Below are 25222 nucleotides of genomic sequence, written 5' to 3'. Positions count from 1 at the left end.
CCGCGGATTGTAAAGTTTCCTCTGTGGTCACACCAGCGCAATTAACCGAGATATCAGTCATATACTTGAAATATAAAATATATTTCTTTACCTAACGCCAACAAAGCCGAAGTTATATCAAAAAAAAGCTATATTTCACTTTGCCCGCCGCGCATTTGTCCTGGATAATGCGCCGCGTTCATGTCCTCAAAATGGCGTAACGTCCTATGCTACATTTGTTTGCTGGCCTGGATTTACATACCGGGCTTTTATTATTGCTTGCTCTGGTTTTTGTACTGTTTTACGAAGCGATCAACGGCTTCCACGACACTGCAAACGCAGTAGCAACGGTTATCTACACTCGCGCAATGCGATCGCAGCTCGCGGTTGTTATGGCGGCGGTATTTAACTTTTTTGGTGTTCTTCTGGGTGGACTGAGCGTTGCATATGCGATCGTGCATATGTTGCCAACGGATCTGCTTCTCAACGTTAGTTCTGGCCATGGCCTCGCTATGGTGTTCTCAATGCTGCTTGCTGCAATTATCTGGAACCTCGGTACCTGGTATTTCGGCCTGCCTGCATCCAGTTCTCACACCCTCATCGGCGCGATTATCGGTATTGGGTTAACGAATGCCCTCATGACCGGTACCTCGGTTGTTGATGCGTTAAACATCCCGAAAGTGCTGGGAATTTTCGCCTCACTGATTGTCTCCCCTATCGTGGGTCTGGTGGTCGCAGGCGGATTGATTTTCATCCTGCGTCGTTACTGGAGCAATACGAAAAAACGCTCCCGTATTCACCTGACGCCGGCAGAGCGTGAGAAGAAAGACGGCAAGAAAAAGCCGCCATTCTGGACGCGGATTGCCCTGATCCTTTCCGCTATCGGCGTTGCCTTCTCTCACGGCGCGAACGACGGTCAGAAAGGCATTGGTCTGGTAATGCTGGTACTGATTGGCGTCGCACCGGCGGGATTCGTGGTCAACATGAACGCCTCCGGTTACGAAATCACCCGTACCCGTGATGCGGTGAACAACGTTGAAATCTACTTCCAGCAACACCCTGAGCTGCTGAAGAAGGCAACCGGCGTTGACCAGTTGATCCCTTCTCCTGAAGCAGGCGCTACCACTGCGCCGGGCGAATTCCACTGCCATCCGGCAAACGCGATTAACGCGCTGGAACGTGCCAAAGGCATGCTGGGTAATATCGAAAGCTACGACAAACTGTCCGTTGAGCAACGTGGTCAACTGCGTCGCATTATGCTGTGCATCTCTGATGTCACGGATAAAGTGGCGAAGCTGCCAGAAGTGAATGCTGACGACCAGCGTCTGCTGAAGAAACTGAAAGGCGATATGCTCAATACTATTGAGTACGCGCCAATCTGGATCATCATGGCTGTCGCACTGGCTCTCGGTATCGGTACGATGATTGGCTGGCGTCGTGTGGCGACCACCATCGGCGAGAAGATCGGTAAGAAAGGCATGACGTATGCGCAGGGTATGTCCGCGCAGATGACGGCGGCGGTTTCAATCGGTCTGGCGAGCTATACCGGTATGCCTGTTTCGACCACCCACGTACTCTCCTCTTCCGTGGCAGGGACCATGATTGTTGACGGCGGCGGTCTGCAACGCAAAACCGTGACCAACATTCTGATGGCCTGGGTATTTACCCTTCCGGCCTCTATCCTGCTGTCGGGTGGGTTGTACTGGATTTCGCTGAAGCTTATCTAATCGGCAGAACGCGATAAAAAAGCGGGTCAGGAAACTGACCCGCTTTTTTTATGCTCAGTGCCAAATCATCAAGGCAATCATGCTGACCACAACCAGACCACACAGGGCGCTGGTTAAAATGAACTGACGGCGAAGACGCTCGCAACGGCGAATAAACTCTTCATCGTGGTGATCGCGATAGCGCTGGTAATAGATATACCCTACCAGACGCATCTGCTTGCTGGGCTGTCCGTGCGAGGTGAAGAACCCTCCACCGTCCACATACTGATAAAGCAACGGATCGCAACCACGAAGTACCACTAACAGCGCACGTAACGATGAGAAGTAGCGCGCCATATTCACTATGCAAACCACGCATAACGCCCAAAACAATGCGACGGTGCTAATCATACATCCTCCCCGGCGTACGCCCACGAAGCAAGGCCTCTGAGCTACCGCACTCCAGTGCCCTGACAGACAGTTCAGTGAAAGAATGAACAAAAGTCGATCCGGTTCGCGTTTTAATATCCGAACGGCTCATTAAATAGTGTAGGAGATCCGTTAATTTTTTTGCCACAAGGTTAATCGTTATCAACACCAAAGCTTGAAAAATATGTTTTACTGGGCCGTAATGAAAGCATCAGACGACGGCTTTTCCATTTAGTCATCGATAACTTAAGGAAGGAGTAACACTATGGCTTACAAACACATTCTCATCGCGGTAGACCTCTCTCCGGAGAGTAAAGTGCTGGTTGATAAAGCGGTATCCATGGCACGCCCTTACAACGCGAAAGTTTCTCTTATCCACGTTGATGTGAATTACTCCGACCTCTATACCGGTCTGATTGACGTCAATCTCGGTGATATGCAGAAACGCATCTCTGAAGAGACACACCACGCCCTGAGCGAACTGTCCACCAACGCGGGCTACCCTATCACCGAAACCTTAAGCGGCAGCGGCGATCTGGGTCAGGTGCTGGTTGATGCGATTAAGAAATACGATATGGACCTGGTCGTTTGTGGTCACCACCAGGACTTCTGGAGCAAGCTGATGTCTTCAGCGCGTCAGCTGATTAACACCGTTCATGTGGATATGCTGATTGTTCCACTGCGTGACGAAGAAGACGAGTAAGTCTGCTTTCCCTCTCCCAAAGGGAGAGGGAACCGTTCGAGCCTCTTTCCAGCGCGGGTTGGGGTGACAGCATCAAACTGCACACCCTAACCTTCCTGTTCCGGCGTCCCCGAATAAATATCAAACCGGTGCCCTTTGGTAACCACCGCATTGGCCGTGGCCACGTCCGCCAGCGGCGGCGCATAGTCCGGGCGTTTCACCACCACGCGCTTCGTGGCGAGCTGACGAGCAGGCGCCAGCAAACCATCCGCGTCTAAATCCGGTCCGACCAGCGACTGGAACACCCGCATCTCTTTCTTCACCAGCGCGCTTTTCTGCTTATGCGGGAACATCGGGTCGAGGTAGACCACCTGCGGACGCGGAGTGATATCGGTCAGCGCCGTCAGGCTGGAGGCGTGAATCAACTGCAAGCGCGCCTGCAGCCACGGCCCAATCTCCGGGTCGGCGTAGCCGCGCGTCAGCCCGTCGTCGAGCAGCGCGGCCACGACCGGATTGCGCTCCAGCATCCGCACGTGACACCCTACCGAGGCCAGCACAAACGCATCGCGCCCTAAACCCGCCGTGGCATCCACCACGTCAGGAAGATAGCTTCCTTTGACGCCAACCGCTTTGGCAACCGCTTCACCGCGACCGCCGCCGAACTTGCGCCGGTGCGCCATAGCGCCCCCCACAAAATCGACAAATATCCCGCCGAGCCTGGGTTCGTCACGCTTACGTAATTCCAGATGCGCCGGCGTCATCACCAGCGCCATCAGGTTTTCATCATCATGCTCCAGCCCCCAGCGGGTGGCCAGAACAGATAAGGCGCCGTCTCCGGCGCCTGTTTCATCGACTAAACAGATCTTCACGTAACGGTTAGCCTTTAATTCCGTAGTGCTCAAGCATCGCATCCAGCTGCGGCTCGCGGCCACGGAAGCGTTTGAACAGCACCATTGGCTCTTCAGAACCGCCGCGCGTCAGGATGTTATCAAGGAACGACTGGCCGGTTTCACGGTTGAATATGCCCTCTTCTTCAAAGCGAGAGAACGCATCCGCCGCCAGCACGTCGGCCCACAGGTAGCTGTAATAGCCTGCCGCATAGCCGCCCGCGAAGATATGGCTGAACGCGTGCGGGAAGCGGCCCCAGGTTGGGCCAGGAATAACGGCGACCTGCTTTTTAATCTCGGCCAGCGTCTCGAGGATTTTCGCCCCCTGCTCCGGACTAAACTCGGCGTGCAGACGGAAGTCGAACAGGCCGAACTCCAGCTGACGCAGGATAAACATCGCCGCCTGGTAGTTTTTCGCCGCCAGCATTTTATCCAGCAGTTCTTTAGGCAGCGGCTCGCCGGTTTCGTAATGGCCGGAGATGAACGCCAGCGCGTCCGGCTCCCAGCACCAGTTTTCCATAAACTGGCTTGGCAGTTCGACCGCATCCCATGGCACACCGCTGATACCGGCAACGCCTGCGGTTTCGATACGGGTCAGCATATGGTGCAGGCCGTGGCCGAACTCGTGGAACAGGGTAATCACTTCGTCATGGGTAAACAGTGCAGGCTTGCCATTCACCGGACGGTTGAAGTTACAGGTCAGGTACGCTACCGGCTTCTGCAGGGAGCCGTCCGCTTTACGCATCTGCCCGACGCAATCATCCATCCATGCACCGCCGCGTTTGTTCTCGCGAGCGTACAGATCCAGGTAGAAGCTCCCGCGCAGCTCGTTCTTCTCGTCATACAGTTCGAAGAAGCGCACGTCCGGATGCCAGACGTCGATGTCGGTACGTTCTTTGGCGGTGATCCCGTAAATGCGTTTAACCACTTCAAACAGGCCGTTAACGGCTTTATTTTCCGGGAAGTAAGGGCGCAGCTGCTCATCGCTGATGCTGTAAAGGTGCTGTTTCTGTTTTTCGCTGTACCAGGCGATATCCCACGGCTGCAGCTCGTCGACACCGTATTCCGCTTTCGCGAAGGCGCGCAGCTGCGTCAGCTCTTTCTCGCCCTGCGGACGCGCACGTTTCGCCAGGTCAGTCAGGAAATCGAGGACCTGCTGTGGATTTTCCGCCATTTTGGTGGCGAGGGATTTGGAAGCGTAGCTCTCAAAGCCCAGCAGCTGTGCCAGCTCGTGACGCAGCGCGAGGATTTCAGCCATCACCGGGCTGTTATCCCACTTACCGGCATTCGGACCCTGATCGGAAGCGCGGGTGCTGTACGCACGGTACATCTCTTCGCGCAGCGCCTGATTGTCGCAGTAGGTCATGACCGGCAGGTAGCTCGGGATGTCCAGGGTTAAGAGGAAGCCTTCCTGCTCTTTCGCTTCGGCCTGCGCTTTCGCCGCCGCCAGCGCGCTTTCCGGCATACCGGCCAGCTCGGCTTCGTCGGTAATCAGCTTCGTCCAGCCCATGGTCGCGTCCAGCACGTTGTTGCTGTACTGGTTGCCCAGCTCAGACAGACGGGCCGCAATTTCACCGTAACGGGTCTGTTTCTCTTTCGGCAAACCAATGCCGGAGAGTTCGAAATCACGCAGAGCGTTATCGACCGATTTTTTCTGCGCGGTGTTAAGTTCGGCATAGTGGTCGCCATCGCGCAGGTCGCGATAGGCTTTGTACAGCCCTTCGTGTTGGCCAACCCAGGTGCTGTACTCAGAGAGCAACGGCAGGGTTTGTTCATACGCTTCACGGAGTTCCGGGCTGTTTTTCACTGAATTCAGATGGCTTACCGGGGAGAAGAGGCGTCCCAGCACGTCATCCACTTCGGCCAGCGGCTGACACAGATTTTCCCAGGTGTACGGCGCGCCCTGCGCCACCACGCTTTCTACCGCCGCACGGCAGTTGTCCAGCGCCCGTGTTACGGCTGGAACCACATGCTCAGGGCGGATTTTAGAAAACGGTGGCAACGAAAAAGGCGTCAGTAATGGATTGGTCATAAACGCTGTCCTGTTGAATAAGATGAATGAAGCGCGCATCCGGCGCTGTGCATATGCGATCTAGAATGGGGATAAGTGTAGAGGATTTCAATGCCAGACGTTGCGCTTTCGCGGCAGGATAAACTTTTCTGTATACTGTGGCGATACGCTCTATTTTTGCCCGATGGCGCTACGCTTATCAGGCCTACGTTTACTACCTGGAACACATTCATTCATGCTCAGTTATCGCCACAGCTTTCACGCAGGCAACCACGCCGACGTCCTTAAACACACCGTTCAGAGCCTGATCATTGAATCACTCAAAGAGAAAGATAAACCGTTTCTCTATCTGGACACCCACGCGGGCGCGGGACGTTATCAGCTGAGCGGCGAACATGCCGAACGCACCGGGGAATACCTGGAAGGGATCGCCCGCATCTGGCAGCAGGACGACCTGCCGGCAGAGCTGGAGCCCTACATTGGTGTGGTGAATCATTTTAACCGCAACGGCCAGCTGCGCTACTACCCTGGCTCGCCGTTGATTGCCCGCCAGCTGCTGCGCGAGCAGGACAGCCTTCAGCTGACCGAGCTGCACCCAAGCGACTTCCCGCTGCTGCGTTCTGAATTCCAGAAAGACAACCGCGCCCGTGTGGAAAAGGCGGATGGCTACCAGCAGTTGAAGGCCAAACTGCCGCCGGTATCCCGTCGCGGTCTGGTGCTGATCGACCCGCCTTATGAGATCAAAACCGACTATCAGGCGGTAGTGAGCGGTATTAACGACGGCTACAAACGCTTTGCGACGGGCACCTATGCCCTGTGGTATCCGGTGGTGCTGCGTGCGCAAATTAAACGCATGATCAAAGACCTGGAAGCGACCGGTATCCGCAAAATTCTGCAAATTGAACTGGCCGTGCGCCCGGACAGCGACCAGCGCGGCATGACCGCTTCCGGCATGATTGTGATCAACCCGCCATGGAAGCTCGAAGCGCAGATGAACAACGTGCTGCCGTGGCTGCACAAGACGCTGGTGCCGGCCGGAACGGGCCATGCCACCGTCAGTTGGATCGTGCCGGAGTAATCGCAGTCATCGGTGGAAACTATTGATTTCAGGTATACAATCGCGGCAATTCACGATTAAGGATAAAAGCTATGACTAAGCATTATGACTACATCGCAATCGGCGGCGGCAGCGGCGGCATCGCCTCCATCAACCGCGCGGCCATGTATGGCCAGAAATGTGCGCTGATCGAAGCCAAAGCGCTGGGCGGCACCTGCGTCAACGTGGGTTGTGTACCGAAGAAAGTGATGTGGCATGCGGCCCAGATCCGTGAAGCAATCCATATGTATGGCCCGGATTACGGCTTTGACACCACCATCAATAACTTTGACTGGAACAAGCTGATCGCCAGCCGTACTGCCTATATCGACCGTATTCATACCTCGTACGACAATGTGCTGGGCAAGAACAACGTCGATGTTATTCATGGTTTTGCGCGCTTTGTTGATGCGAAGACGATCGACGTTAACGGTGAGACGATCACTGCCGATCACATCCTGATCGCGACCGGCGGGCGTCCGAGCCACCCGGATATTCCCGGTGTGGAATACGGTATCGACTCCGACGGTTTCTTCGAGCTGCCTGCTCTGCCAGAACGTGTTGCCGTGGTGGGCGCGGGATACATCGCCGTAGAACTGGCCGGTGTGATTAATGGCCTGGGCGCAGAAACGCACCTGTTCGTGCGTAAACACGCGCCGCTGCGCAACTTTGACCCGCTGATCGTCGATACGCTGGTCGAAGTGATGAATACCGAAGGCCCAACGCTGCACACCCACGCCGTGCCAAAAGCGGTCGTGAAAAATGCAGACGGTAGCCTGACGCTTGAGCTGGAAGATGGCCGTAGCCAGACCGTGGATTGCCTGATCTGGGCGATTGGTCGTGAACCGGCTAACGACAACTTCAACCTGGCGGCGACGGGCGTTAAAACCGATGAGAAAGGGTATATCGTTGTCGATAAATTCCAGAACACCAGCGTTCCGGGCATTTACGCGGTGGGCGATAACACCGGTGCGGTCGAACTGACGCCGGTTGCGGTTGCCGCGGGCCGTCGCCTCTCTGAGCGTCTGTTTAACAACAAACCGGAAGAGCATCTGGACTACAGTAACATTCCGACCGTGGTCTTCAGCCACCCGCCAATCGGCACAGTGGGCTTAACAGAACCTCAGGCGCGCGAGCAGTATGGCGACGACCAGGTGAAAGTGTATAAATCCGCGTTCACCGCGATGTATACCGCCGTCACCTCTCACCGTCAGCCATGCCGCATGAAGCTGGTCTGCGTGGGTCCGGAAGAGAAGATTGTCGGTATCCACGGCATTGGCTTTGGCATGGACGAGATCCTGCAGGGCTTCGCCGTGGCGCTGAAAATGGGTGCCACCAAGAAAGACTTCGATAACACCGTTGCGATCCACCCGACAGCGGCCGAAGAATTTGTCACCATGCGTTAAGCAAAATGCCCCTCTGCGGAGGGGCGTTTGTTTCAGACATAAATGGTTGCACAACGAATGCTCTGAATTATTTGCCCCATAAATCTGTCTAAAAATCCCTTTTAGCCTTTATTTTTCAGGCAATTGCTGTTCTAACTCCGCAAATACCTCGCGTTTAAAAACGTGATCAACCGCACATTTCCCTCAGCCAACACCGAAGCGAATGTCTACGCTTATAAGACGCCCGGAAAAAACTGTTATTTTGAACACACAACCGGAGGTCCTTATCGCCATGTTCAACCAGAAACTACAGGCTGCCGAGAACATCGAGTTCGAGATTGCAGAAGAGCTGCGCTACGAGACCGATCCCTGCGAGTTAAAACTGGATGAAATGATTGAGGCGGAGCCGGAACCCGAAATGATTGAGGGGCTACCCGCCTCTGATGCTCTGACGCCCGCCGATCGCTATCTGGAACTGTTCGAGCACGTGCAGTCGACACGGCTGTTTGCGGACAGCAAAACCTTCCCCGACTGTGCCCCGAAGATGGATCCTCTGGATATTCTGATCCGCTATCGCAAGGTCAGGCGCCACCGGGATTTCGACCTGCGTCGGTTCGTGGAGAACCACTTCTGGCTGCCAGAGACCTATACCACGGAATATGTCTCCGACCCCGGCCTGTCGCTAAAAGAGCACATTGACAGCCTGTGGCCCGTGCTAACGCGCGAGCCGCAGGACCACATCCCCTGGTCTTCTCTGCTGGCGCTGCCGCAGGCCTATATCGTGCCCGGCGGGCGTTTTAGCGAGACCTATTACTGGGATTCCTACTTCTCCATGCTGGGTCTGGCAGAGAGCGGACGTAACGATCTGCTGAAATGTATGGCGGATAACTTCGCGTGGTTGATTGAACGCTACGGCCATATCCCGAACGGTAACCGTACCTATTATCTCAGCCGCTCCCAGCCGCCAGTATTTGCCCTGATGGTAGAGCTGTTTGAAGAGGATGGTGTGCGCGGTGCAAAGCGCTACCTTGAACACCTCAAAATGGAGCACGCCTTCTGGATGGACGGGGCGGAATCGCTGCTGCTTAATCAGGCCTATCGCAGCGCGGTGCGTATGCCGGATGGCTCGCTGTTAAACCGCTACTGGGACGACCGTGACACGCCGCGTGATGAATCATGGATTGAGGATGTGGAAACCGCCCGTCACTCTGGCCGTCCGCCGAATGAGGTTTATCGCGATTTGCGCGCAGGCGCGGCCTCCGGCTGGGATTACTCCTCGCGCTGGCTGCGGGAGCCTGGCCGACTTGCCAGCATCCGCACCACGCAGTTTATTCCTATCGATTTGAACGCGTTCCTGTTCAAACTGGAAAGCGCGATCGCCAATATTTCGGCATCGAAAGGGGATAAAGAGACAGCGGAACTGTTCCGCCAGAAAGCCAGCGATCGCCGCGCCGCGGTGAACCGGTATCTGTGGGATGACGAGAATGGCTGTTACCGTGACTACGACTGGCGCCGCGAGGTCATGGCGCTGTTCTCAGCGGCGAGCATTGTGCCGCTGTACGTTGGCATGGCGACCCACGAGCAGGCTGAACGCTTGTCTGATGCGGTAAAAGCACGTCTGCTGACGCCGGGCGGGATTCTGGCCACCGAGTACGAGACCGGCGAGCAGTGGGATAAACCCAACGGCTGGGCGCCGCTGCAGTGGATGGCGATTCAGGGCTTCAAACAGTACGGCAATGACTCGCTGGGCGATGAGATTGCCTGGAGCTGGCTGCAGACGGTGAATCATTTCTATAAAGCCCACCATAAGCTGATTGAGAAATATCACATCGCCAGCAGTACGCCGCGCGAAGGGGGCGGGGGTGAGTACCCGCTGCAGGATGGCTTCGGCTGGACTAACGGCGTGGTACGGCGGTTGATAGGGTTGTATGGGGAGCCGTGACCTTCTGCGGTCTGATGCCCGTATCCATCCCTCTCCTGCCGGGAGAGGGAGAAGACAGGATTAACGAATCACTTCATAAATGGCGGTCTGGATGGACTGCCATTTTTTTGTGGTGGCATCCGGCTGTGATTGTGCCCGACGCGTCGCCAAATCCAGATCATGCTGCTGGCGCTTCACCACGGCAGGCACGGTGCAAAACGCCTTCAGATACTGTTTACGCATTGACGTCAGGGACTCGCCATTCGACATGGCATGGCTGAGCGTGTTGATAAAGCGCCGGCACGGCTTCTGTTCCACCATGTTCTGTCGGTAGCGCAACATCAGCTCCAGAACGTCGTCATAGTCAGCCGACATCGCCTCTTCCGTCCAGGAGAGCTTCCAGTCCATCCCTCCCTGCAAAAACAGCAGTGCCACCCGGGTATCATTGCGGTTAATCGCCGAGCGGAAATTATTCTCGTCCCAGGTCACGCCCATGCGCGACAGCGTCTCGCGCGAGGACGGGGTTTCGCGCATCTCCTGAGGCTGGGCCGTTTCTGCAACGTTCCCGGCTGCAGGCTGGGGTTTACTGCTGGTTACCAGCCAGAAGCCGCCCGCCACAATGGCAATCACCATCACGCCAACCGCCCCCCATAACGCGCCGGAAATAAGCTGCTCACGCTGTTCTGGCGTGCGCGGTGCGCGCTGGGTCGGTTTTTCAATCGTGTCACGAACCTCAAAGAGATCCCCGCCGGTCACGCGATCCATTTTCTGCGCCTTTTCCCAGAAAGCATGCAGCTCGCTGGCATCCACCGCCATCAGTCCGGCCGGGTTGACGCGGGTTCTCCCCTCTTCAAAAGCACGTTGAACCGGTCGGGTGATCTGCGTGTAGTAGTTATCCAGCAGCTGGATTTGCGCCGAACTTAACGCTTTCTGCACGGTAATATTGTTGCGGATTTGCCGAATATCATCGAGGAAGGTTTGCAGGGTTTTCCGCGGTTCCACCATCAGCGTAAGCATTGACGGATCGTTAAACAGCGAGGCGTAGTAGCGGCTGAACTCTTTTTTATCCACCAGCATCTGTGCCAGCTCACTGAACATCATGCCGCTCAGCACATCATTGATGTCACCAAGCTTCAGCCAGCGCCGCACGCGGTCCGCGTTAAACAGGGTTTTAAGATGGTTATTCAGCCGCACCTGATCGGGCCAGGCCTGCTGGATGAGCCCTTTTATCATCAACTCAATTGTACGCACCTGCTTGTGCGCCTGTTGCTGCTGGAGTTCACTGCCAGGCGCCACTTCGGTGCTGTAGGTCAGAAGAGGCTGCTGCAAACGAAGGTGCTCCAGGGTGGTCACAAACCGCATCGCGGCAATCAGCTGGTTTTCACTGACATCCTGACCGCTTTCGTACTGAGGAACACGCTGCTGAAGCAGACGCAATTGCAGCGTGAATTCGGACATCTCCGCGTCATTCAAATTGAGCGTCTTCGCAACCGCATTCCAGCCCCCCAGGCCTAAACGCGCGCTGTCCAGTTGTTCCAGAAACCAGCGTGGATCTTTTCCCTCAGAAACATGTACATTCAGGAGAAGTAAAATTTCAACCGAGGCCTGGCGAATAACCGCCAGACAGTGTTCGAACTGTTCGCGGATAGGGTGTGCTGTGCTGAGAGTCATTGTTTTCCTTAAGCGACAACGAAGACAACCAGAATGGGCCCGTAATGGCCGTTTTTCTTTTTATTTATACGAGGTTAACCATACCTGACTTTCTGTTGAAATAAAGTGACACCACGAAAATCATTTTAAATGTTTCAGGAGAATCTGAATGCCTGTCTTAACGACATCGCGTCTTATCTGTTCACCGCTGCAAGACCATGACTGGCCCTTTTTCCTGGCGTTGCAGCACGACCCCGAGGTGATGCGTTTTGTCGCGGAAGATCGCCCCGTGGAGGCGATCCGCGAGGCGTTCGAATCTCGTCTGACGCCCTGGACGCCGGGCAGCGCGCACTGGCTTTGCCTCGTTGTGCGTGACGCCACCTCCGGCGTACCGCTCGGCGTCACCGGTTGTATTCATCGCGATGACGATTGCGCGGAAGTGGGTTTTCTTTTTGCACCTGCGGCCCAGGGGAAAGGCTACGGCTTCGAATCGCTGCAGGCGCTGTGCGGTTACGCCTTTCATCAGGGCGGCATACGCCGCCTCACCGCCACCGTCACGGCGGGGAATATCGCCTCCAGACGCCTGCTGGAAAAAACGGGCTTTCGTCTGGAGGGCGAGTTACGCGAGAGTTATTACCTTGGCGGACAATGGCATAATGACTGGCTGTTCGGTTTATTGAAGCAGGAATATCTCAGCAATCATTCCTGATCTATAGCCATTTGGCGGATATTTTGCGCGTGTCGTTTCCTCTACAATATTGCCATTAAGAGGAAACGAATATGAAAGGTCATGCGCTGAAGATATCTTCTGCCGCCATTGCGTTAATAAAAAAACACCAGGGGCTTTCTCTGGAGAAATATCGTGATGAAAACGGTTTATGGGTTATTGGCTATGGCCATGTTATTCGCCAGGGCGAATGTTTTCAGCGTCTTATCACGCCGCTACAGGCTGAATATTTACTTCACGATGATATTCAGCTGTGCGAAACGCTGTTGCGGGAAAAATTTAAACGCCCGTTAACCCAACAGCAGCACGACGCGCTGGTGTTGATGATGCTCAGTTTCGGTGAGACGACCTCACTCCCGACCGCAATTCTTCAGGCCGTCGCCCGGGTATAGTACATCGCGGCCTGGGTTCTGTTTTTCACCTCCAGGCGGCGGAAAAGCGCTTCCAGGTGCGCTTTCACCGTGGCGGCGCTGATGTTGAGATTGCGTCCGATCTCTTTGTTGGACTCCCCCGCCGCCAGTAATTTCAGGACTTCGCGCTGGCGTTCGCTTAAGGATAATAACGCCTGCGGCGCCGACGGTTGCCTCACCCACTCACCGGGGAAGCACACCATTCCTCGGGAGACCGAATCCAGCACTGCGGAAAAGCGCTCCGGGTGCGCATTGCGGGGAACAATGGCCATCACGTTTCGCTGCAGCAATTGTTCAACCCATCGGGCCTCTTTTTTAGCCAGAACCATTACCACGCGTATCGTCGGGAAACGCTGCATGATCGCTTCCAGCCAGCCGATCCCCTCATCCTCAATTAAATTCCCGTCAATCATGACGATAGCCGAGGGTGACGCTGAAATTTGCGCCCATAAATCTTCTGCCTGACAGCTTCCCGTAATATTTATTTCCGGAATTAATTTCTGAAGACTGTGTATCGCTCCGTGAATAAACAGGGACTGCCTGTCAAACATAATTACCCGCATCGTTTTTCTCCCTCTGAGAGTCGCGAAGGGAGATTCTACAGAGGCATTATTTAAGAAAAAACTCAATGAACGGAGACGTTACAAATCCACCAGTGTTATTTATATCTCCCAGTATCTGGACACATTCAATTTGAGGATTTCCTTAAGAGGTTCCATCCCCTTAAGCGCAGGCATCACAGGAACATACCGCCTGATACTTCAATACGTTGCGCATTCATCCAGCCCAGTTTATCGCTGAGCAGCGCTGCAATGGCATCACCGATATCATCCGGCAGCCCTACGCGCCCGAGCGCCGTCTGTGATGCCAGCATCTGGTTAAGCTGCGCGTTGTCACGCACGCGTCCGCCGCCAAAGTCGGTTTCTATCGCACCGGGAGCAATGATATTGACGGAGATACCGCGCGCGCCCAGCTCTTTCGCCTGGTAGCGGGTCAGCACTTCCATCGCCCCTTTCATTGCCGCATAGGTGCCGGAACCGGGTTGCGTAAAACGGGCCAGCCCGCTGGAGACGTTCAGGATCCGCCCACCGTCGTTCAGCAAGGGAAGCAAACGCTGCGTCAGGAAAAAAGGCCCTTTGAAATGGATATTCAGCGCCTCATCAAACTGGGCTTCCGTTGTCTCGGCATAGGGCGCGTACAAGCCCGTCCCGGCGTTGTTTAATAAATAATCAAAGGTTTCACGCTGCCATACGATCTTAAGGATTTCCTGAAGGTGACCGGCAAAAAGGTCGAAACTGGCAACATCTCCGACGTTGAGCTGCAATGCCGCCGCGTTAACGCCTTTTTGCTGAATTTCGCGTACAACATCCAGCGCTTCCTGTTGGCTTCGGTTATAGGTCAGGATAATTCCCGTTCCGTCTGCTGCGAGCTTTAAGGCCGCGTTTTTACCCAGACCACGGCTACCACCTGTGACTAATGCAATACGTTCAGACATAAGAAACCTCGTTTTGACTGTTGTGGAGATTGAGAAAGAGCTTATTAGGTGATAGAAGATCAATAAAGATGTCGCAGAGCGCTTCACTGTTTCAATTGCAACAACAATGAGCTTCGTCTATGGATAAAATTCACGCAATGCAGCTGTTTGTTCGTGTCGCGGAACTGGAGAGTTTTTCCCGGGCGGCGGAGTCACTGACGCTGCCGAAAGGCAGTGTTTCGCGGCAAATTCAGGCGCTGGAAAACCGACTGGGAACCCAGCTATTGCACCGAACCACGCGTCGCGTAAGCCTGACGCAGGACGGCATGGTGTATTACGAGCGGGCAAAAGATCTTCTGACAAACCTGGATGAACTGGACGGTATGTTCCAGCATGACCCCTCCACCATCAGCGGTCGGTTACGCGTGGATATGCCCGTCAGCGTTGCTCGAAATTTAGTCATCCCCAAACTGCCTGCTTTTCTGCAGCAATATCCGGGCATCGAGCTGGAACTTAGCAGCAGCGATCGCCTGGTGGATGTTATTCGTGAAGGGTTTGATTGTGTGGTACGCGTCGGCGCGCTCAAAGACTCGGGACTTATCGCCCGCCCGCTGGGCAAGCTGTCGGTGATTAACTGCGCCAGCCCGGATTATGTCACGCGTTTTGGCTATCCGGAAACGCTGGAAGATTTGGGTTCACACGCCGTCATTCACTACGCCGCCACGCTGGGAACACGTCCCCAGGGCTTTGAGTTTTATAACGGCACGTCGACGCAGTGGGTGAAGACGGGCGGGGTTTTGACCGTCAACAGCACAGAAACGTATCAGGCGGCGTGCATCGCCGGACTGGGTATTATCCAGGTGCCGCGCGTTGGCGTGCGTGACGCTCTGCGCACCAGGAAGTTGATTGAAGTTCTCCCACAGTACCGGGCGGAACCGATGCCGGTATCGCTGATTTATCCCCACCGGCGCAACCTCTCCCGTCGGGTACATCTGTTTATGGAGTGGCTTACTGCACTCACAAAAGCTTACGTGGATTAGTCGCAAGCTATAATTCAATAACATCCAGCCAAACGAAAAGGAAAAGTCGCGTGACGCCGGAAAACAACCCGCAACGACCTACCCAACATTTAGATTACGAACCCATCCAGAAGATGGAAACCGGGCCTGAAGAAGTAAAAATGCCAGGCACCGCCAGCAAAGCGCTGGGGACTGTCACCAGCCTGGCAGAGCGGATACAGCAGTTCCCCATGATTGCGCACCTGATACGCGCGACAGAGCGGTTTAATGACCGCATGGGTAACCAGTTTGGGGCTGCCATCACCTATTTCTCTTTTTTATCGATGATCCCGATCCTGATGGTGTCCTTTGCCGCAGCCGGTTTTGTGCTCGCGTCACACCCAACGCTGTTGCAGGATATCTTCAATAAAATCCTGAATAACGTCAGTGATCCGACCCTCGCCACCACGCTCAAAAACACCATTAATACCGCCGTACAGCAACGTACGACGGTCGGTATCGTCGGCCTGTTGATTGCCCTTTACTCCGGGATTAACTGGATGGGCAACCTCCGCGAGGCTATTCGTGCCCAGTCGCGCGAGGTGTGGGAGCGTAAGCCTCAGGACCAGGAAAAAATCTGGGTTAAGTATCTTCGCGACTTTGTTTCGCTGATTGGCCTGCTCGTCGCGCTGATTGTGACGCTCTCCATCACCTCTGTCGCCGGTTCGGCGCAGCAGATGATTATCTCTGCGCTCTATCTGGATTACATCGAATGGCTGAAGCCCGCGTGGCGTGGCATTGGACTGGCTATTTCCATCTTCGCCAACTATCTGCTGTTCTTCTGGATCTTCTGGCGCTTGCCCCGCCATCGTCCGCGTAAGAAGGCGCTGATCCGCGGCACATTGATTGCGGCGATAGGCTTTGAAGTGATCAAAATTGTGATGACTTACACTCTGCCATCGCTGGTGAAATCCCCTTCTGGCGCGGCGTTTGGCTCGGTGCTGGGGCTGATGGCGTTCTTCTACTTCTTCGCCCGCCTGACCTTGTTCTGCGCGGCGTGGATTGCCACCGCCGAGTACAAAGACGACCCGCGCATGCCGGGTAAAACACACCGATAACGTCTCTCCCGGGCTGAAACTTCAGCCCGATTCATCATTTCAGCATATAAATCCAGTCCGTAACTTTTATTTAACCAAAAACCAGTTTTATCAGCTGATATTTGAAAACTGTGAAGCATTTCATAGAAGTGTTTTGTCTGGCCTGAACATTATCCGCTTTTTGTTGCTTTTATCACCAGTGCGCGGCTTTGTTACAGATTGAAATGTCGCTTTTGCTGTGCGTAATATGGCCTTTCGTCCGACTAAAAATAAGAAAATATTATGCAAGCAACAGCCACAACACTCGACTCCGGCGCGGAAACCGCGCCGGTTAACTCGCGAAACAAAGTTGTCGTCGCCTCGCTGATTGGCACCGCCATTGAGTTCTTCGACTTTTACATTTATGCCACCGCAGCGGTCATTGTCTTTCCGCATATTTTCTTCCCGCAGGGTGACCCGACGGCAGCCACGCTGCAGTCTCTGGCTACCTTTGCGATCGCGTTTGTTGCGCGTCCGATTGGCTCGGCCCTGTTTGGACACTTCGGCGATCGCATCGGCCGTAAGGTCACGCTGGTGGCCTCGCTGCTGACGATGGGGATCTCCACCGTCGCTATCGGCTTGCTGCCTACCTACGAAACCATTGGTATTCTGGCCCCGATGCTGCTGGCGCTGGCGCGTTTTGGTCAGGGTCTGGGGCTGGGCGGTGAATGGGGGGGGGCGGCGCTGCTGGCCACGGAGAACGCACCGGCACGCAAACGCGCGCTGTACGGTTCATTCCCGCAGCTTGGTGCACCGATTGGCTTCTTCTTTGCGAACGGGACTTTCCTGCTGCTCTCCTGGCTGCTGACGGACGAACAGTTCATGAGCTGGGGCTGGCGTATTCCGTTCGTCTTCTCCGCCGTGCTGGTACTGATTGGCCTGTATGTCCGCGTGTCGCTTCACGAAACGCCGGTTTTCGCTAAAGTTGCCGCCGCGAAAAAACAGGTAAAAGTGCCGCTGGGTACGCTGCTGACTAAACACGTCCGCGTGACGGTACTGGGCACGTTTATCATGCTCGCGACCTACACGCTGTTCTATATCATGACGGTCTACTCAATGACGTTCAGCACCGCCGCCGCGCCGGTTGGGCTCGGCCTGCCGCGTAACGAAGTGCTGTGGATGTTGATGATGGCGGTCATTGGGTTTGGCGTCATGGTGCCGATTGCCGGCCTGCTGGCGGATAAGTTTGGTCGTCGCTCCAGCATGATTGTTATCACCACGCTGATCATTCTGTTTGCCCTGTTCGTCTTCCCGCCGCTGCTGGGTTCAGGTAGCCCTGCGCTGGTCATGGCGTACCTGCTCATTGGTCTGAGCCTGATGGGCCTGACCTTCGGCCCGATGGGCGCACTGCTGCCAGAGCTGTTCCCGACGGAAGTGCGTTATACCGGTGCGTCGTTCTCCTATAACGTTGCCTCTATTCTGGGTGCGTCCGTTGCGCCTTATATCGCCACCTGGCTGCAGGCAAATTATGGTCTGTTCTACGTGGGCGTTTACCTGGCCGCCATGGCAGCGCTGACGCTGATTGCCCTGCTGCTGACCCACGAGACGAAGCACCAGTCTCTGTAATTCACCGCGCCTGATACCCTCTCCCCCAGGGAGAGGGTAAAGGCCCCGAAAGCCGCATGTTATTTTTTCATCTGCGACAAAATGTTCCGGCACTGATTCGCATCCCCTTCTGACGGCGAAATTAACGCCAACAGCGCCGCCGCTGGCGTAACCAGCGTCGCGAGTGCTGCCGCCACCGCGCCGCGCGCAATCAGCGGACCGGGTTTCACACCCGCCTGCGGATTTTTAAAGGTCCCACGCACGTAGAGCGGCGAACGCAGGGTGATGATACGAATCCCCTTACTTTCCGGATCGATGGTTAAATCAAGCTGCTCGGAGGCCATACTGGCGGTGCCGGTTACGTTGATGACCGCGTTCTCCGTATCGAAGGCAAAAATTTGCGGGCGCGCCACGCCGTTGACCAGATCCAGGTTGGCCGCCGCACAGTTCACCCGCACCTCATCATCACCGAATATTTGCCCTATGACGTAGTTCCCGACGTTCAGCCCCAGGATCTCCATCAGGTTGCGGCTCACCAGCCCGTCGTTCATCAGAAGCTTCAGGTTACCGTTACTGCTCCCGAGCAGTGCAGCCACGGAATTCCCCACGCCGCGGATATCCGCATCGCCGTTCATTTCACCCAGTGTTTTCTGCATCAATTCCACGTTCGGCATCAGCTCTTTCAGTTTGAGCCGGCGGGCCTTAATATCGGCACGCCCCTGCATCGGCTTTTTATCGCCTTCGAGGTGAATGTTCGATGAGAGGGTCCCACCCGCCATGCCAAACTTCAGTGGCTGCAGGCGTAAATCGGCATTTTTAAGCAGGATATGGGTCGAAAGATTGCTGATCGGCAGCGTACTGCCATGTTCGATTTTGCCCCCTTTAAAGCGAACGTCCGCATCCATTACGTCCCACTTATCGGTTTCAAAGCGATCGTAAGGCAGGACTTTCCCCGCCGGCTGGCGATCTTTTTTCACCTCTTTTGATTTCGTGCCTTTACCGGAATCAATCCCGATCAGCGGCCCCAAATCGGCCAGCCGCAGCTGGCGAGACTCCACATCGCCTTCCAGTTTCGGACGCGGTTTTCCGGTGGTGTAGGTCAACGAGCCATGGATATCGCTGTCGCCAATACGGCCATTGAAGTCGCGATAATCAAATACCGACGATTTTTCCGTGTCGATTTTTGCCACCAGATGCCCGTCCGTCTCAAACGGTGGCGTATCTGGCAGCAGGACGCCAGTGAGTTCATACAGTTCACCCAGCGAATCACCGGCAAATTTCAGCCGCAGATCAACGCCCCCCATGTTCATAGGGTCGTTGACGGTCCCGGTGAAGGCCACCCGCGTGTTCCCGGAGCGGAAATCCCCCTGCACAGGAAATGGCGTCGAGTCGCTTCGAAGCGCCAGCATGCCGCCAATTTTTCCGGTGCCGGTCAGGGGCTGCCCTTTGTAGCGCCCTTCGGCCTTCAGGCCGAAAACATAATCCCCGGCTTTGGCATTATCGCCCTTCGCTTTTGCGCCGGTCACTTCGCTAAACGGCAGCGGTTTGCCCAACGGATCGACCAGGATCTCGATATCAGCTTTGCTGACCTTGTCGTCGATGGCGATCCGCCCGCGATCGAAGAGAATATTGTCGAGACGGAATGACCATGATGAGGGTTGCGCATTGGGATCTTTTTCGTCGCTGCTGGCGAGATCAAATGTCCAGTTGTTGTTCTTTTCGGAAAGGCGGATCAGACGCGCATCGGGCTGCTGAAGCTTGATCCACGGCAGGTAAACCGTTTTGGTCAGTAGCGCTAACGGGGCCAGCGTGGCTTCTACGCGGGGCAGATGCACCATTGTCACGTCAGGAATATCCGGCGGGTTGCCGAGAATGATGTCGTCGGCGTGGACATGCGGCCAGGGGATCCAGCTTCGCCAGCCGGTCTCCTCTTTCTGGCGTTCCCACACCACCCCGAGATCGCCGCGTATGGCGAAGGGGCGATTGAGTTCGGTGGAGACTTTCTGGTTGATGGTCGGCTTAAGGCGGTTCCAGTCAAACGTCGCGATAATGACGACGGCGACCACGATCAACAACAATAAAATCCCTGCTGTCCAGGAGATTACCCTGGTTGTTTTTGTCATTGTTATCCCCTTTCCTGATGACCTAACCTGTAAAACTATAGTTCAGACAAAGGGAAGCGGGCAGATCAGAGGATCGTTATCACGGAATCGAGGGTATCCATTGGGACCGGACGAGAGAGGAAATAGCCTTGTGCCGCCGCCGCGGGAGAATTTTGCACATCACGCCACTCTTCCAGCGTTTCCACACCTTCCACTATCACGCCCTGGCAGTAGCGGTTCATCAACTGTAATAACAGCGTAAACAGATTCCGCCCTTCCGGGGTCTGGCGCAGCATAATGAACAGGTCGCGGGCCACTTTAATGTAGTCGTAACGCACTTCGCTGAGGGCAGAGAAGTTCGCCATCCCGGTGCCAAAGTCATCCAGCCACAGCGGGCCGAATTCGCACATCGAGGCAAATGATGAGTCCTGTGGCAGACGAACATGCTCCACCAGCTCAAAGCGCATCCACGGTAAGGAGGCGATCAGCTCCTGTAATTTCGCGTTCTGGCGCAGCGCCAGCAGGGTGGGTCCATCGACGTTGACCGAGGCGAGGATGGCGTGCTGTTCGAAAAAGGCCTGTTTGGTTGCCAGCATACGGAGCTGTTCTTCCAGCACATCCAGGCGCTGGCGCACGGCAACTTCGGCAAAATAGCGGTCCGGTGCGATACGCTGTGAGGGGTTTGACGGGTGCGTCACGACGGTCAAAATTTCAATAGCCATCAGTCGACCGTCCGTTCGGTAGATCGGCTGATAGGTGTACGCACGCTCACATTGCAGCCAGTAGCGATGCTCCTGCAAGTTCTCAATACTTGCCTCGGGCGTAGTGCTCAGCCGCTGGATAACCTGCTCTGACTTCATTTCAGATGTCCTGTTGTTGGATGGCCTTTCTGGACTCGTCAAAGGGTTATCGGCCCGGCAATTGAGAACTTTATGTTCAATTCACCCGGAAAATGAAATTAAGCGGGCAGAAATTAACAGGAACACGCGCTGGCTCAAATAAAATAATGGAACGTCGTTTTAATATAGTTGACCGCATAATTCACTCAGCGCACACTACCGAAAATTACTCTGTTCAGGTTCACGACTATGACCAAGAAAATTGCCGTGATTGGCGAATGCATGATTGAGCTGTCACAAAAAGGCGCGGAAGTCAGCCGCGGTTTTGGTGGCGATACGTTAAACACCTCCGTTTATATTGCCCGTCAGGTTGACCCTGAGGCCCTTACCGTGAACTACGTCACCGCCCTGGGGACGGACAGTTTCAGCCAGCAAATGCTGGAAGCCTGGCAGAGTGAGCAGGTGGACACCTCGCTGATACAGCGTATGGAAAACCGCCTGCCGGGGCTTTACTACATTGAAACCGACGATACCGGCGAGCGGACCTTCTACTACTGGCGTAACGAAGCCGCGGCCAAATTCTGGCTGGAGAGCGACGCTGCGGCTGCCATCTGCGAAGCGTTAGCCACCTTTGATTATCTTTATCTGAGCGGGATTAGCCTGGCTATTTTAAGCTCAGCCAGCCGTGAAAAGCTGCTGTCGTTACTGCGTGAATGCCGCGCCAATGGCGGCAAGGTTATTTTCGATAATAACTACCGTCCGCGCCTGTGGGCCAGCCGTGAAGAGACGCAGCAGGTTTATCAGCAGATACTGCAATGCACCGATATCGCCTTCCTGACGCTCGATGATGAAGATGCGCTGTGGGGTGAGAAACCCGTTGATGAGGTGATTGCGCGTACGCAGGCCGCCGGCGTAAGTGAAGTGGTGATTAAGCGCGGGGCTGATTCGTGTCTGGTCGCCATCGAAGGTGAAGCCGTCATCGACGTCCCTGCGGTGACGTTGCCGAAAGAGAAAGTGATTGATACGACGGCGGCGGGTGATTCATTCAGTGCGGGCTATCTGGCGGTGCGTTTGACGGGCGGGACGCCAGAAGCGGCGGCCCAGCGTGGACACCTGACGGCGAGCACCGTGATCCAGTATCGCGGGGCAATTATTCCGCGTGAGGCAATGCCACAGTAAAAACAAAACCCTCTCCGACAGGGAGAGGGTTCTGGATGAGGGGCATTACTGCCCCTGCGGGATATCCGTTGCGTCCTGGTGCAAATCATCTGCCGTAGCAGCCTGCGATGGCTGCGGCGCGGAGGCCATAATGGTATTCCAGGTCGACTGAAGTTCCTTCATGTCATATTCCGGCTCACCTTTCGGCTGCAGAAGAATCAACGCCATTTCCTGCGACAGCTGCTGACGTAAGTCCTGATTCAACATATCGACGGTCAACCCCTCCAGGAAGTCCTGACGAAGCTTCTGGTACTGCTCCGGCGCGATATCCACCACCTGATTCTGCAGTGAGCGAATACGCTGGCTGATCAGAATGTCGGTATCGGCGCGGGCATACGTTGCAAACAGCTTCTGCAGCTCAAGTTTTTTCTGCGCGACCAGCGCATTGAACTCTTCTTCCGACAGGCCCTCTTTGCGCACTTTTGCCAGCTCTTTTGCCACCACGCCCAGATTCGCATTCAGCTTATCGCCCGGCGATTCAACGTTAATGGCACACTGTGCACGCTGGAACAGCACGCGGCAGTCAAAGCCGAGACCGATATTCTTCACGTTATTCTTGCTGAGCGTCTGCTGAACGTGCCAGAACAGCGCTTCACGTGCCAGATCGGCACGCCAGTAGCGCAGCAGCGCCGCTGACTCACGGATTGGCTGCCAGGCGTTATCCCACATGACGGAGAGGCGATCCTGACGAACGGTATCCGTCATAATGCTGACAGGCTCTGCACGCAGCGGAGAGAGCGTTGGGACAGGGGCCGGTGTTTCGCGTTTGCCTTTCAGTTCGCCAAACGCTTTGTTGATCTGCTCCACCACCGCACGGCTGTCCACATTCCCCACCACGATAAGCGTCATCGCGTCCGGGGTGTACCATTTCTGGTAGAACGATTTTACCTGCTCAGCGTCCACCGGCTGTTTCAGCGGCTCGGCCGGGTCATGCCCAAGCAGCGTTGAACCCTTCAGGCGGTAACGCCACCAGCCCTCTTTGGTGTCCACAGGCCAGGTGGCAACCATGTCACTGTTGCTCAGCGCATAGTTAACGGTTTCCGGCGTAATCGCCAGATTGCCCGACGCATCGGCGAGATACGTAAGGGCTTCTTTAAGCAGGTCGTTACGGTTATTTGGCAGGCTCAGGTTGAACATGGTGTAGTCATACGAGACCACAGCCGGCGGAAGCGGGCGTTTCGGATCAATGGCCTGTTGCCAGAGCGAACGCACCTGAACTGCTTGTAAACTGCCGCTCTGCGTGAGCGCCAGTCGGGGAATAAAATGGCTAAAACCGGTTTGCTGAGTGCTTTCCGTGAGGGAGCCGGTATTAACAGACAGACGGATTTCAACACGGTCACTTGGACGTTGTGGGGTGGCTAAAACCTGCCACTGAAAACCGTTCGCTAGTGTCCCTTGTTGCCAGGCCGGGTCTGGCTGGAGCGCATCTGCCTGCACATAACTGGCTGCTGCCATCATCAGCAAACCGCCGGTTAAGAGTCGAATTTTTGTGCCCTGCATGTGAACCCCTGATCAACATTCCTGGTTAAAGAGAGTGTCTCGCGACGCGTTTCACTCTAAAAGATGACGATGAAAACACGTCGATTAGACCGCGTGTTCTACAAAACGTCACGGTCAGAAGTGAAATATACCCAAAAAAAATCTTGTCGAATTATGACAGGTACGAACAGTTATTATGCGCAGGAGCCCGCATCCCGACAAGGGAATGCGGGCATTTGTGACAATATTAAGAGGATAAACCAGGAGTTTTGCTGTCTGACTGGCGATTATTTAACGTATCGTCGAGCTTTTTGTGATCCAGCTCTTTCACCCATTTTGCCACGACTACCGTTGCCACACCGTTACCTACGAGGTTGGTTAAGGCACGGGCTTCAGACATAAAGCGGTCAATACCGAGAATCAGCGCCAGACCCGCCACCGGCAGGTGTCCGACCGCGGAAATGGTGGCCGCCAGCACGATAAAGCCACTGCCAGTAACACCTGCGGCCCCTTTAGACGAGAGCAGGAGCACCACCAGCAGGGTAACCTGATGGAAAATGTCCATATGGCTATTGGTCGCCTGAGCGATAAACACGGCCGCCATTGTCAGGTATATCGAGGTGCCATCAAGGTTGAAGGAGTAGCCCGTCGGGATGACCAGCCCCACCACCGATTTACGGCAGCCCAGCTTTTCCATCTTATCGAGCATGCGCGGCAGGGCCGATTCGGATGAAGAGGTCCCCAGAACAATCAGCAGCTCTTCGCGGATATAACGGATAAATTTGAAAATGCTGAACCCTGCCGCGCGGGCGATTGAGCCCAGCACCACCACCACGAACAGAATACAGGTGATATAGAAGCAGATGATGAGCTGGCCCAGCTGCACCAGGGTACCCACGCCGTACTTACCGATGGTGAATGCCATCGCACCGAAGGCCCCAATAGGCGCCAGGCGCATGATCATATTGATGATGCCGAAGATGACCTGCGAGAAGCTTTCGATGACGTTAAAGATCAGCTGGCCTTTGTTGCCCAGACGGTGCAGGGCAAAGCCAAACATGACGGCAAACAGCAGCACCTGCAGAATGTTGCCGCTGGCAAATGCACCAATGACGCTGCCTGGGATAACGTCCAGCAGGAAGGCCACTACCCCCTGGTCTTTCGCCTGATCGGCATACACCGCGACCGCTTTGGCATCCAGCGTCGACGGGTCAACGTTCATCCCCGCGCCGGGCTGCACCACGTTCACGATGATAAGACCAATAATCAGCGCAAGGGTACTGACCACTTCGAAATAGAGAAGCGCCACTGCACCGGTACGGCCTACCGCCTTCATGCTTTCCATGCCAGCGATGCCCGTCACGACGGTACAGAAGATCACCGGGGCGATGACCATTTTGATGAGCTTAACGAATGCGTCGCCAAGCGGTTTCATTTGTGCGCCAAGTTCAGGGTAATAGTGACCAAGCAAAATACCGATTGCGATGGCTGTCAGGACCTGAAAATAGAGACTTTTGAAGAGTGAGGTTTTCATAGGGTGTCCTTGGG

Annotated in this window: 21 protein-coding genes; 11 read left to right on the top strand and 10 right to left on the bottom strand. The window is 55.1% G+C overall.

Annotated elements, in window-relative coordinates; all coding sequences use genetic code 11:
* Positions 1 to 206 precede the first annotated feature (206 nt).
* On the top strand, positions 207 to 1706 hold the full coding sequence (gene pitA / locus QMG44_RS19010) for an inorganic phosphate transporter PitA (RefSeq protein ID WP_014172068.1): 1500 nt from the start codon (positions 207 to 209) through the stop codon (positions 1704 to 1706).
* Between the two features lie 54 nt (positions 1707 to 1760).
* Here pitA and uspB read toward each other — a convergent pair whose 3' ends face one another.
* The gene (gene uspB / locus QMG44_RS19005; RefSeq protein ID WP_003861224.1) at positions 1761 to 2096 is read right to left on the bottom strand and encodes a universal stress protein UspB; all 336 of its coding nucleotides are present in this window, start codon (positions 2094 to 2096) and stop codon (positions 1761 to 1763) included.
* Between the two features lie 283 nt (positions 2097 to 2379).
* Between uspB and uspA the strand changes: the two genes are divergently transcribed.
* Positions 2380 to 2817 (top strand): universal stress protein UspA, encoded by a 438-nt coding sequence (uspA, locus tag QMG44_RS19000; RefSeq protein WP_003861223.1) that lies wholly within the window; start codon positions 2380 to 2382, stop codon positions 2815 to 2817.
* An 86-nt stretch (positions 2818 to 2903) separates the two neighbouring features.
* On the opposite strand, the gene rsmJ is transcribed toward uspA, so the two are convergent.
* Positions 2904 to 3665 (bottom strand): 16S rRNA (guanine(1516)-N(2))-methyltransferase RsmJ, encoded by a 762-nt coding sequence (gene rsmJ, locus QMG44_RS18995; RefSeq protein WP_086532992.1) that lies wholly within the window; start codon positions 3663 to 3665, stop codon positions 2904 to 2906.
* 7 nt (positions 3666 to 3672) lie between these two features.
* Entirely contained in the window at positions 3673 to 5715 is a 2043-nt protein-coding gene (gene prlC, locus QMG44_RS18990; protein WP_086532993.1) for an oligopeptidase A, read from the bottom strand.
* Between the two features lie 214 nt (positions 5716 to 5929).
* On the opposite strand from prlC, the gene QMG44_RS18985 reads away from it, so the two are divergent.
* The 3 genes from QMG44_RS18985 (at position 5930) to QMG44_RS18975 (ending at position 10117) form a co-directional block, all read left to right on the top strand.
* Positions 5930 to 6772: a 23S rRNA (adenine(2030)-N(6))-methyltransferase RlmJ gene (locus QMG44_RS18985; RefSeq protein ID WP_063215124.1), complete on the top strand. Its 843-nt coding sequence runs from the start codon at positions 5930 to 5932 to the stop codon at positions 6770 to 6772.
* A 71-nt stretch (positions 6773 to 6843) separates the two neighbouring features.
* Positions 6844 to 8196: a glutathione-disulfide reductase gene (gene gorA / locus QMG44_RS18980; protein WP_014172073.1), complete on the top strand. Its 1353-nt coding sequence runs from the start codon at positions 6844 to 6846 to the stop codon at positions 8194 to 8196.
* Positions 8197 to 8467: 271 nt separating this feature from the next.
* Entirely contained in the window at positions 8468 to 10117 is a 1650-nt protein-coding gene (locus tag QMG44_RS18975; protein ID WP_020884498.1) for an alpha,alpha-trehalase, read from the top strand.
* Between the two features lie 60 nt (positions 10118 to 10177).
* Here QMG44_RS18975 and QMG44_RS18970 read toward each other — a convergent pair whose 3' ends face one another.
* On the bottom strand, positions 10178 to 11767 hold the full coding sequence (locus QMG44_RS18970) for an STY4199 family HEPN domain-containing protein (RefSeq protein WP_014172075.1): 1590 nt from the start codon (positions 11765 to 11767) through the stop codon (positions 10178 to 10180).
* A 148-nt stretch (positions 11768 to 11915) separates the two neighbouring features.
* Here QMG44_RS18970 and QMG44_RS18965 point away from each other — a divergent pair, with 148 nt between their 5' ends.
* Entirely contained in the window at positions 11916 to 12455 is a 540-nt protein-coding gene (locus tag QMG44_RS18965) for a GNAT family N-acetyltransferase (protein ID WP_086532994.1), read from the top strand.
* 71 nt (positions 12456 to 12526) lie between these two features.
* The gene (locus QMG44_RS18960; RefSeq protein ID WP_014172077.1) at positions 12527 to 12865 is read left to right on the top strand and encodes a lysozyme; all 339 of its coding nucleotides are present in this window, start codon (positions 12527 to 12529) and stop codon (positions 12863 to 12865) included.
* On the opposite strand, the gene QMG44_RS18955 is transcribed toward QMG44_RS18960, so the two are convergent.
* Both QMG44_RS18955 and QMG44_RS18950 read right to left on the bottom strand, forming a co-directional pair.
* Positions 12844 to 13446 carry a response regulator transcription factor gene (locus tag QMG44_RS18955; RefSeq protein ID WP_040018268.1) on the bottom strand — a complete coding sequence of 201 codons (603 nt, stop codon included), beginning with the start codon at positions 13444 to 13446 and terminating at the stop codon, positions 12844 to 12846. The genes QMG44_RS18960 and QMG44_RS18955 overlap by 22 nt on opposite strands.
* Positions 13447 to 13619: 173 nt before the next feature.
* The gene (locus tag QMG44_RS18950; protein WP_086532995.1) at positions 13620 to 14378 is read right to left on the bottom strand and encodes an SDR family NAD(P)-dependent oxidoreductase; all 759 of its coding nucleotides are present in this window, start codon (positions 14376 to 14378) and stop codon (positions 13620 to 13622) included.
* A gap of 119 nt (positions 14379 to 14497) precedes the next feature.
* On the opposite strand from QMG44_RS18950, the gene QMG44_RS18945 reads away from it, so the two are divergent.
* From QMG44_RS18945 to QMG44_RS18935, 3 genes are all read left to right on the top strand, one after another.
* Entirely contained in the window at positions 14498 to 15397 is a 900-nt protein-coding gene (locus QMG44_RS18945) for a LysR family transcriptional regulator (RefSeq protein ID WP_014172080.1), read from the top strand.
* A 50-nt stretch (positions 15398 to 15447) separates the two neighbouring features.
* Positions 15448 to 16473, top strand: coding sequence for an inner membrane protein YhjD (gene yhjD / locus QMG44_RS18940; protein ID WP_020884492.1), 1026 nt, complete (start codon positions 15448 to 15450; stop codon positions 16471 to 16473).
* Positions 16474 to 16734: 261 nt separating this feature from the next.
* Entirely contained in the window at positions 16735 to 18057 is a 1323-nt protein-coding gene (locus tag QMG44_RS18935; RefSeq protein ID WP_014172082.1) for an MFS transporter, read from the top strand.
* A 59-nt stretch (positions 18058 to 18116) separates the two neighbouring features.
* Here the strand turns inward: QMG44_RS18935 and QMG44_RS18930 are convergent, their stop codons facing one another.
* Both QMG44_RS18930 and pdeH read right to left on the bottom strand, forming a co-directional pair.
* Positions 18117 to 20159 carry an AsmA family protein gene (locus QMG44_RS18930; RefSeq protein ID WP_086532996.1) on the bottom strand — a complete coding sequence of 681 codons (2043 nt, stop codon included), beginning with the start codon at positions 20157 to 20159 and terminating at the stop codon, positions 18117 to 18119.
* Positions 20160 to 20224: 65 nt separating this feature from the next.
* Positions 20225 to 20998 carry a cyclic-guanylate-specific phosphodiesterase gene (pdeH, locus tag QMG44_RS18925; protein ID WP_020884490.1) on the bottom strand — a complete coding sequence of 258 codons (774 nt, stop codon included), beginning with the start codon at positions 20996 to 20998 and terminating at the stop codon, positions 20225 to 20227.
* Between the two features lie 228 nt (positions 20999 to 21226).
* Between pdeH and QMG44_RS18920 the strand changes: the two genes are divergently transcribed.
* Complete coding sequence (locus tag QMG44_RS18920) at positions 21227 to 22156, top strand: sugar kinase (protein WP_086532997.1); 930 nt, start codon at positions 21227 to 21229, stop codon at positions 22154 to 22156.
* A gap of 45 nt (positions 22157 to 22201) precedes the next feature.
* On the opposite strand, the gene QMG44_RS18915 is transcribed toward QMG44_RS18920, so the two are convergent.
* Together QMG44_RS18915 and QMG44_RS18910 are read right to left on the bottom strand one after the other, a co-directional pair.
* A complete protein-coding gene (locus QMG44_RS18915) occupies positions 22202 to 23695 on the bottom strand; it encodes a pitrilysin family protein (RefSeq protein WP_014172086.1) in 1494 nt (497 codons plus the stop codon).
* 226 nt (positions 23696 to 23921) lie between these two features.
* Positions 23922 to 25208 (bottom strand): dicarboxylate/amino acid:cation symporter, encoded by a 1287-nt coding sequence (locus tag QMG44_RS18910; RefSeq protein WP_014172087.1) that lies wholly within the window; start codon positions 25206 to 25208, stop codon positions 23922 to 23924.
* Positions 25209 to 25222 lie beyond the last annotated feature (14 nt).

Source organism: Enterobacter sp. 200527-13 (assembly GCF_027924865.1).
Taxonomy (GTDB): Bacteria; Pseudomonadota; Gammaproteobacteria; order Enterobacterales; family Enterobacteriaceae; genus Enterobacter; species Enterobacter ludwigii.
The sequence above is the reverse complement of the archived record's forward strand: the minus strand, read 5'-3'. Positions and strand labels throughout refer to the sequence as shown.

Excerpts from the sequence above, each read along its gene's own strand:
- QMG44_RS18920 (WP_086532997.1), top strand. The coding sequence starts at position 21,227 with ATGACCAAGAAAATTGCCGTGATTGGCGAATGCATGATTGAGCTGTCA.
- QMG44_RS18970 (WP_014172075.1), bottom strand. The coding sequence starts at position 11,767 with ATGACTCTCAGCACAGCACACCCTATCCGCGAACAGTTCGAACACTGT.
- QMG44_RS18910 (WP_014172087.1), bottom strand. The coding sequence starts at position 25,208 with ATGAAAACCTCACTCTTCAAAAGTCTCTATTTTCAGGTCCTGACAGCC.
- prlC (WP_086532993.1), bottom strand. The coding sequence starts at position 5,715 with ATGACCAATCCATTACTGACGCCTTTTTCGTTGCCACCGTTTTCTAAA.
- QMG44_RS18960 (WP_014172077.1), top strand. The coding sequence starts at position 12,527 with ATGAAAGGTCATGCGCTGAAGATATCTTCTGCCGCCATTGCGTTAATA.
- QMG44_RS18930 (WP_086532996.1), bottom strand. The coding sequence starts at position 20,159 with ATGACAAAAACAACCAGGGTAATCTCCTGGACAGCAGGGATTTTATTG.
- QMG44_RS18975 (WP_020884498.1), top strand. The coding sequence starts at position 8,468 with ATGTTCAACCAGAAACTACAGGCTGCCGAGAACATCGAGTTCGAGATT.
- gorA (WP_014172073.1), top strand. The coding sequence starts at position 6,844 with ATGACTAAGCATTATGACTACATCGCAATCGGCGGCGGCAGCGGCGGC.
- QMG44_RS18985 (WP_063215124.1), top strand. The coding sequence starts at position 5,930 with ATGCTCAGTTATCGCCACAGCTTTCACGCAGGCAACCACGCCGACGTC.
- pdeH (WP_020884490.1), bottom strand. The coding sequence starts at position 20,998 with ATGAAGTCAGAGCAGGTTATCCAGCGGCTGAGCACTACGCCCGAGGCA.
- QMG44_RS18935 (WP_014172082.1), top strand. The coding sequence starts at position 16,735 with ATGCAAGCAACAGCCACAACACTCGACTCCGGCGCGGAAACCGCGCCG.
- QMG44_RS18915 (WP_014172086.1), bottom strand. The coding sequence starts at position 23,695 with ATGCAGGGCACAAAAATTCGACTCTTAACCGGCGGTTTGCTGATGATG.
- uspB (WP_003861224.1), bottom strand. The coding sequence starts at position 2,096 with ATGATTAGCACCGTCGCATTGTTTTGGGCGTTATGCGTGGTTTGCATA.
- QMG44_RS18945 (WP_014172080.1), top strand. The coding sequence starts at position 14,498 with ATGGATAAAATTCACGCAATGCAGCTGTTTGTTCGTGTCGCGGAACTG.
- uspA (WP_003861223.1), top strand. The coding sequence starts at position 2,380 with ATGGCTTACAAACACATTCTCATCGCGGTAGACCTCTCTCCGGAGAGT.
- QMG44_RS18950 (WP_086532995.1), bottom strand. The coding sequence starts at position 14,378 with ATGTCTGAACGTATTGCATTAGTCACAGGTGGTAGCCGTGGTCTGGGT.
- pitA (WP_014172068.1), top strand. The coding sequence starts at position 207 with ATGCTACATTTGTTTGCTGGCCTGGATTTACATACCGGGCTTTTATTA.
- QMG44_RS18955 (WP_040018268.1), bottom strand. The coding sequence starts at position 13,446 with ATGCGGGTAATTATGTTTGACAGGCAGTCCCTGTTTATTCACGGAGCG.
- QMG44_RS18965 (WP_086532994.1), top strand. The coding sequence starts at position 11,916 with ATGCCTGTCTTAACGACATCGCGTCTTATCTGTTCACCGCTGCAAGAC.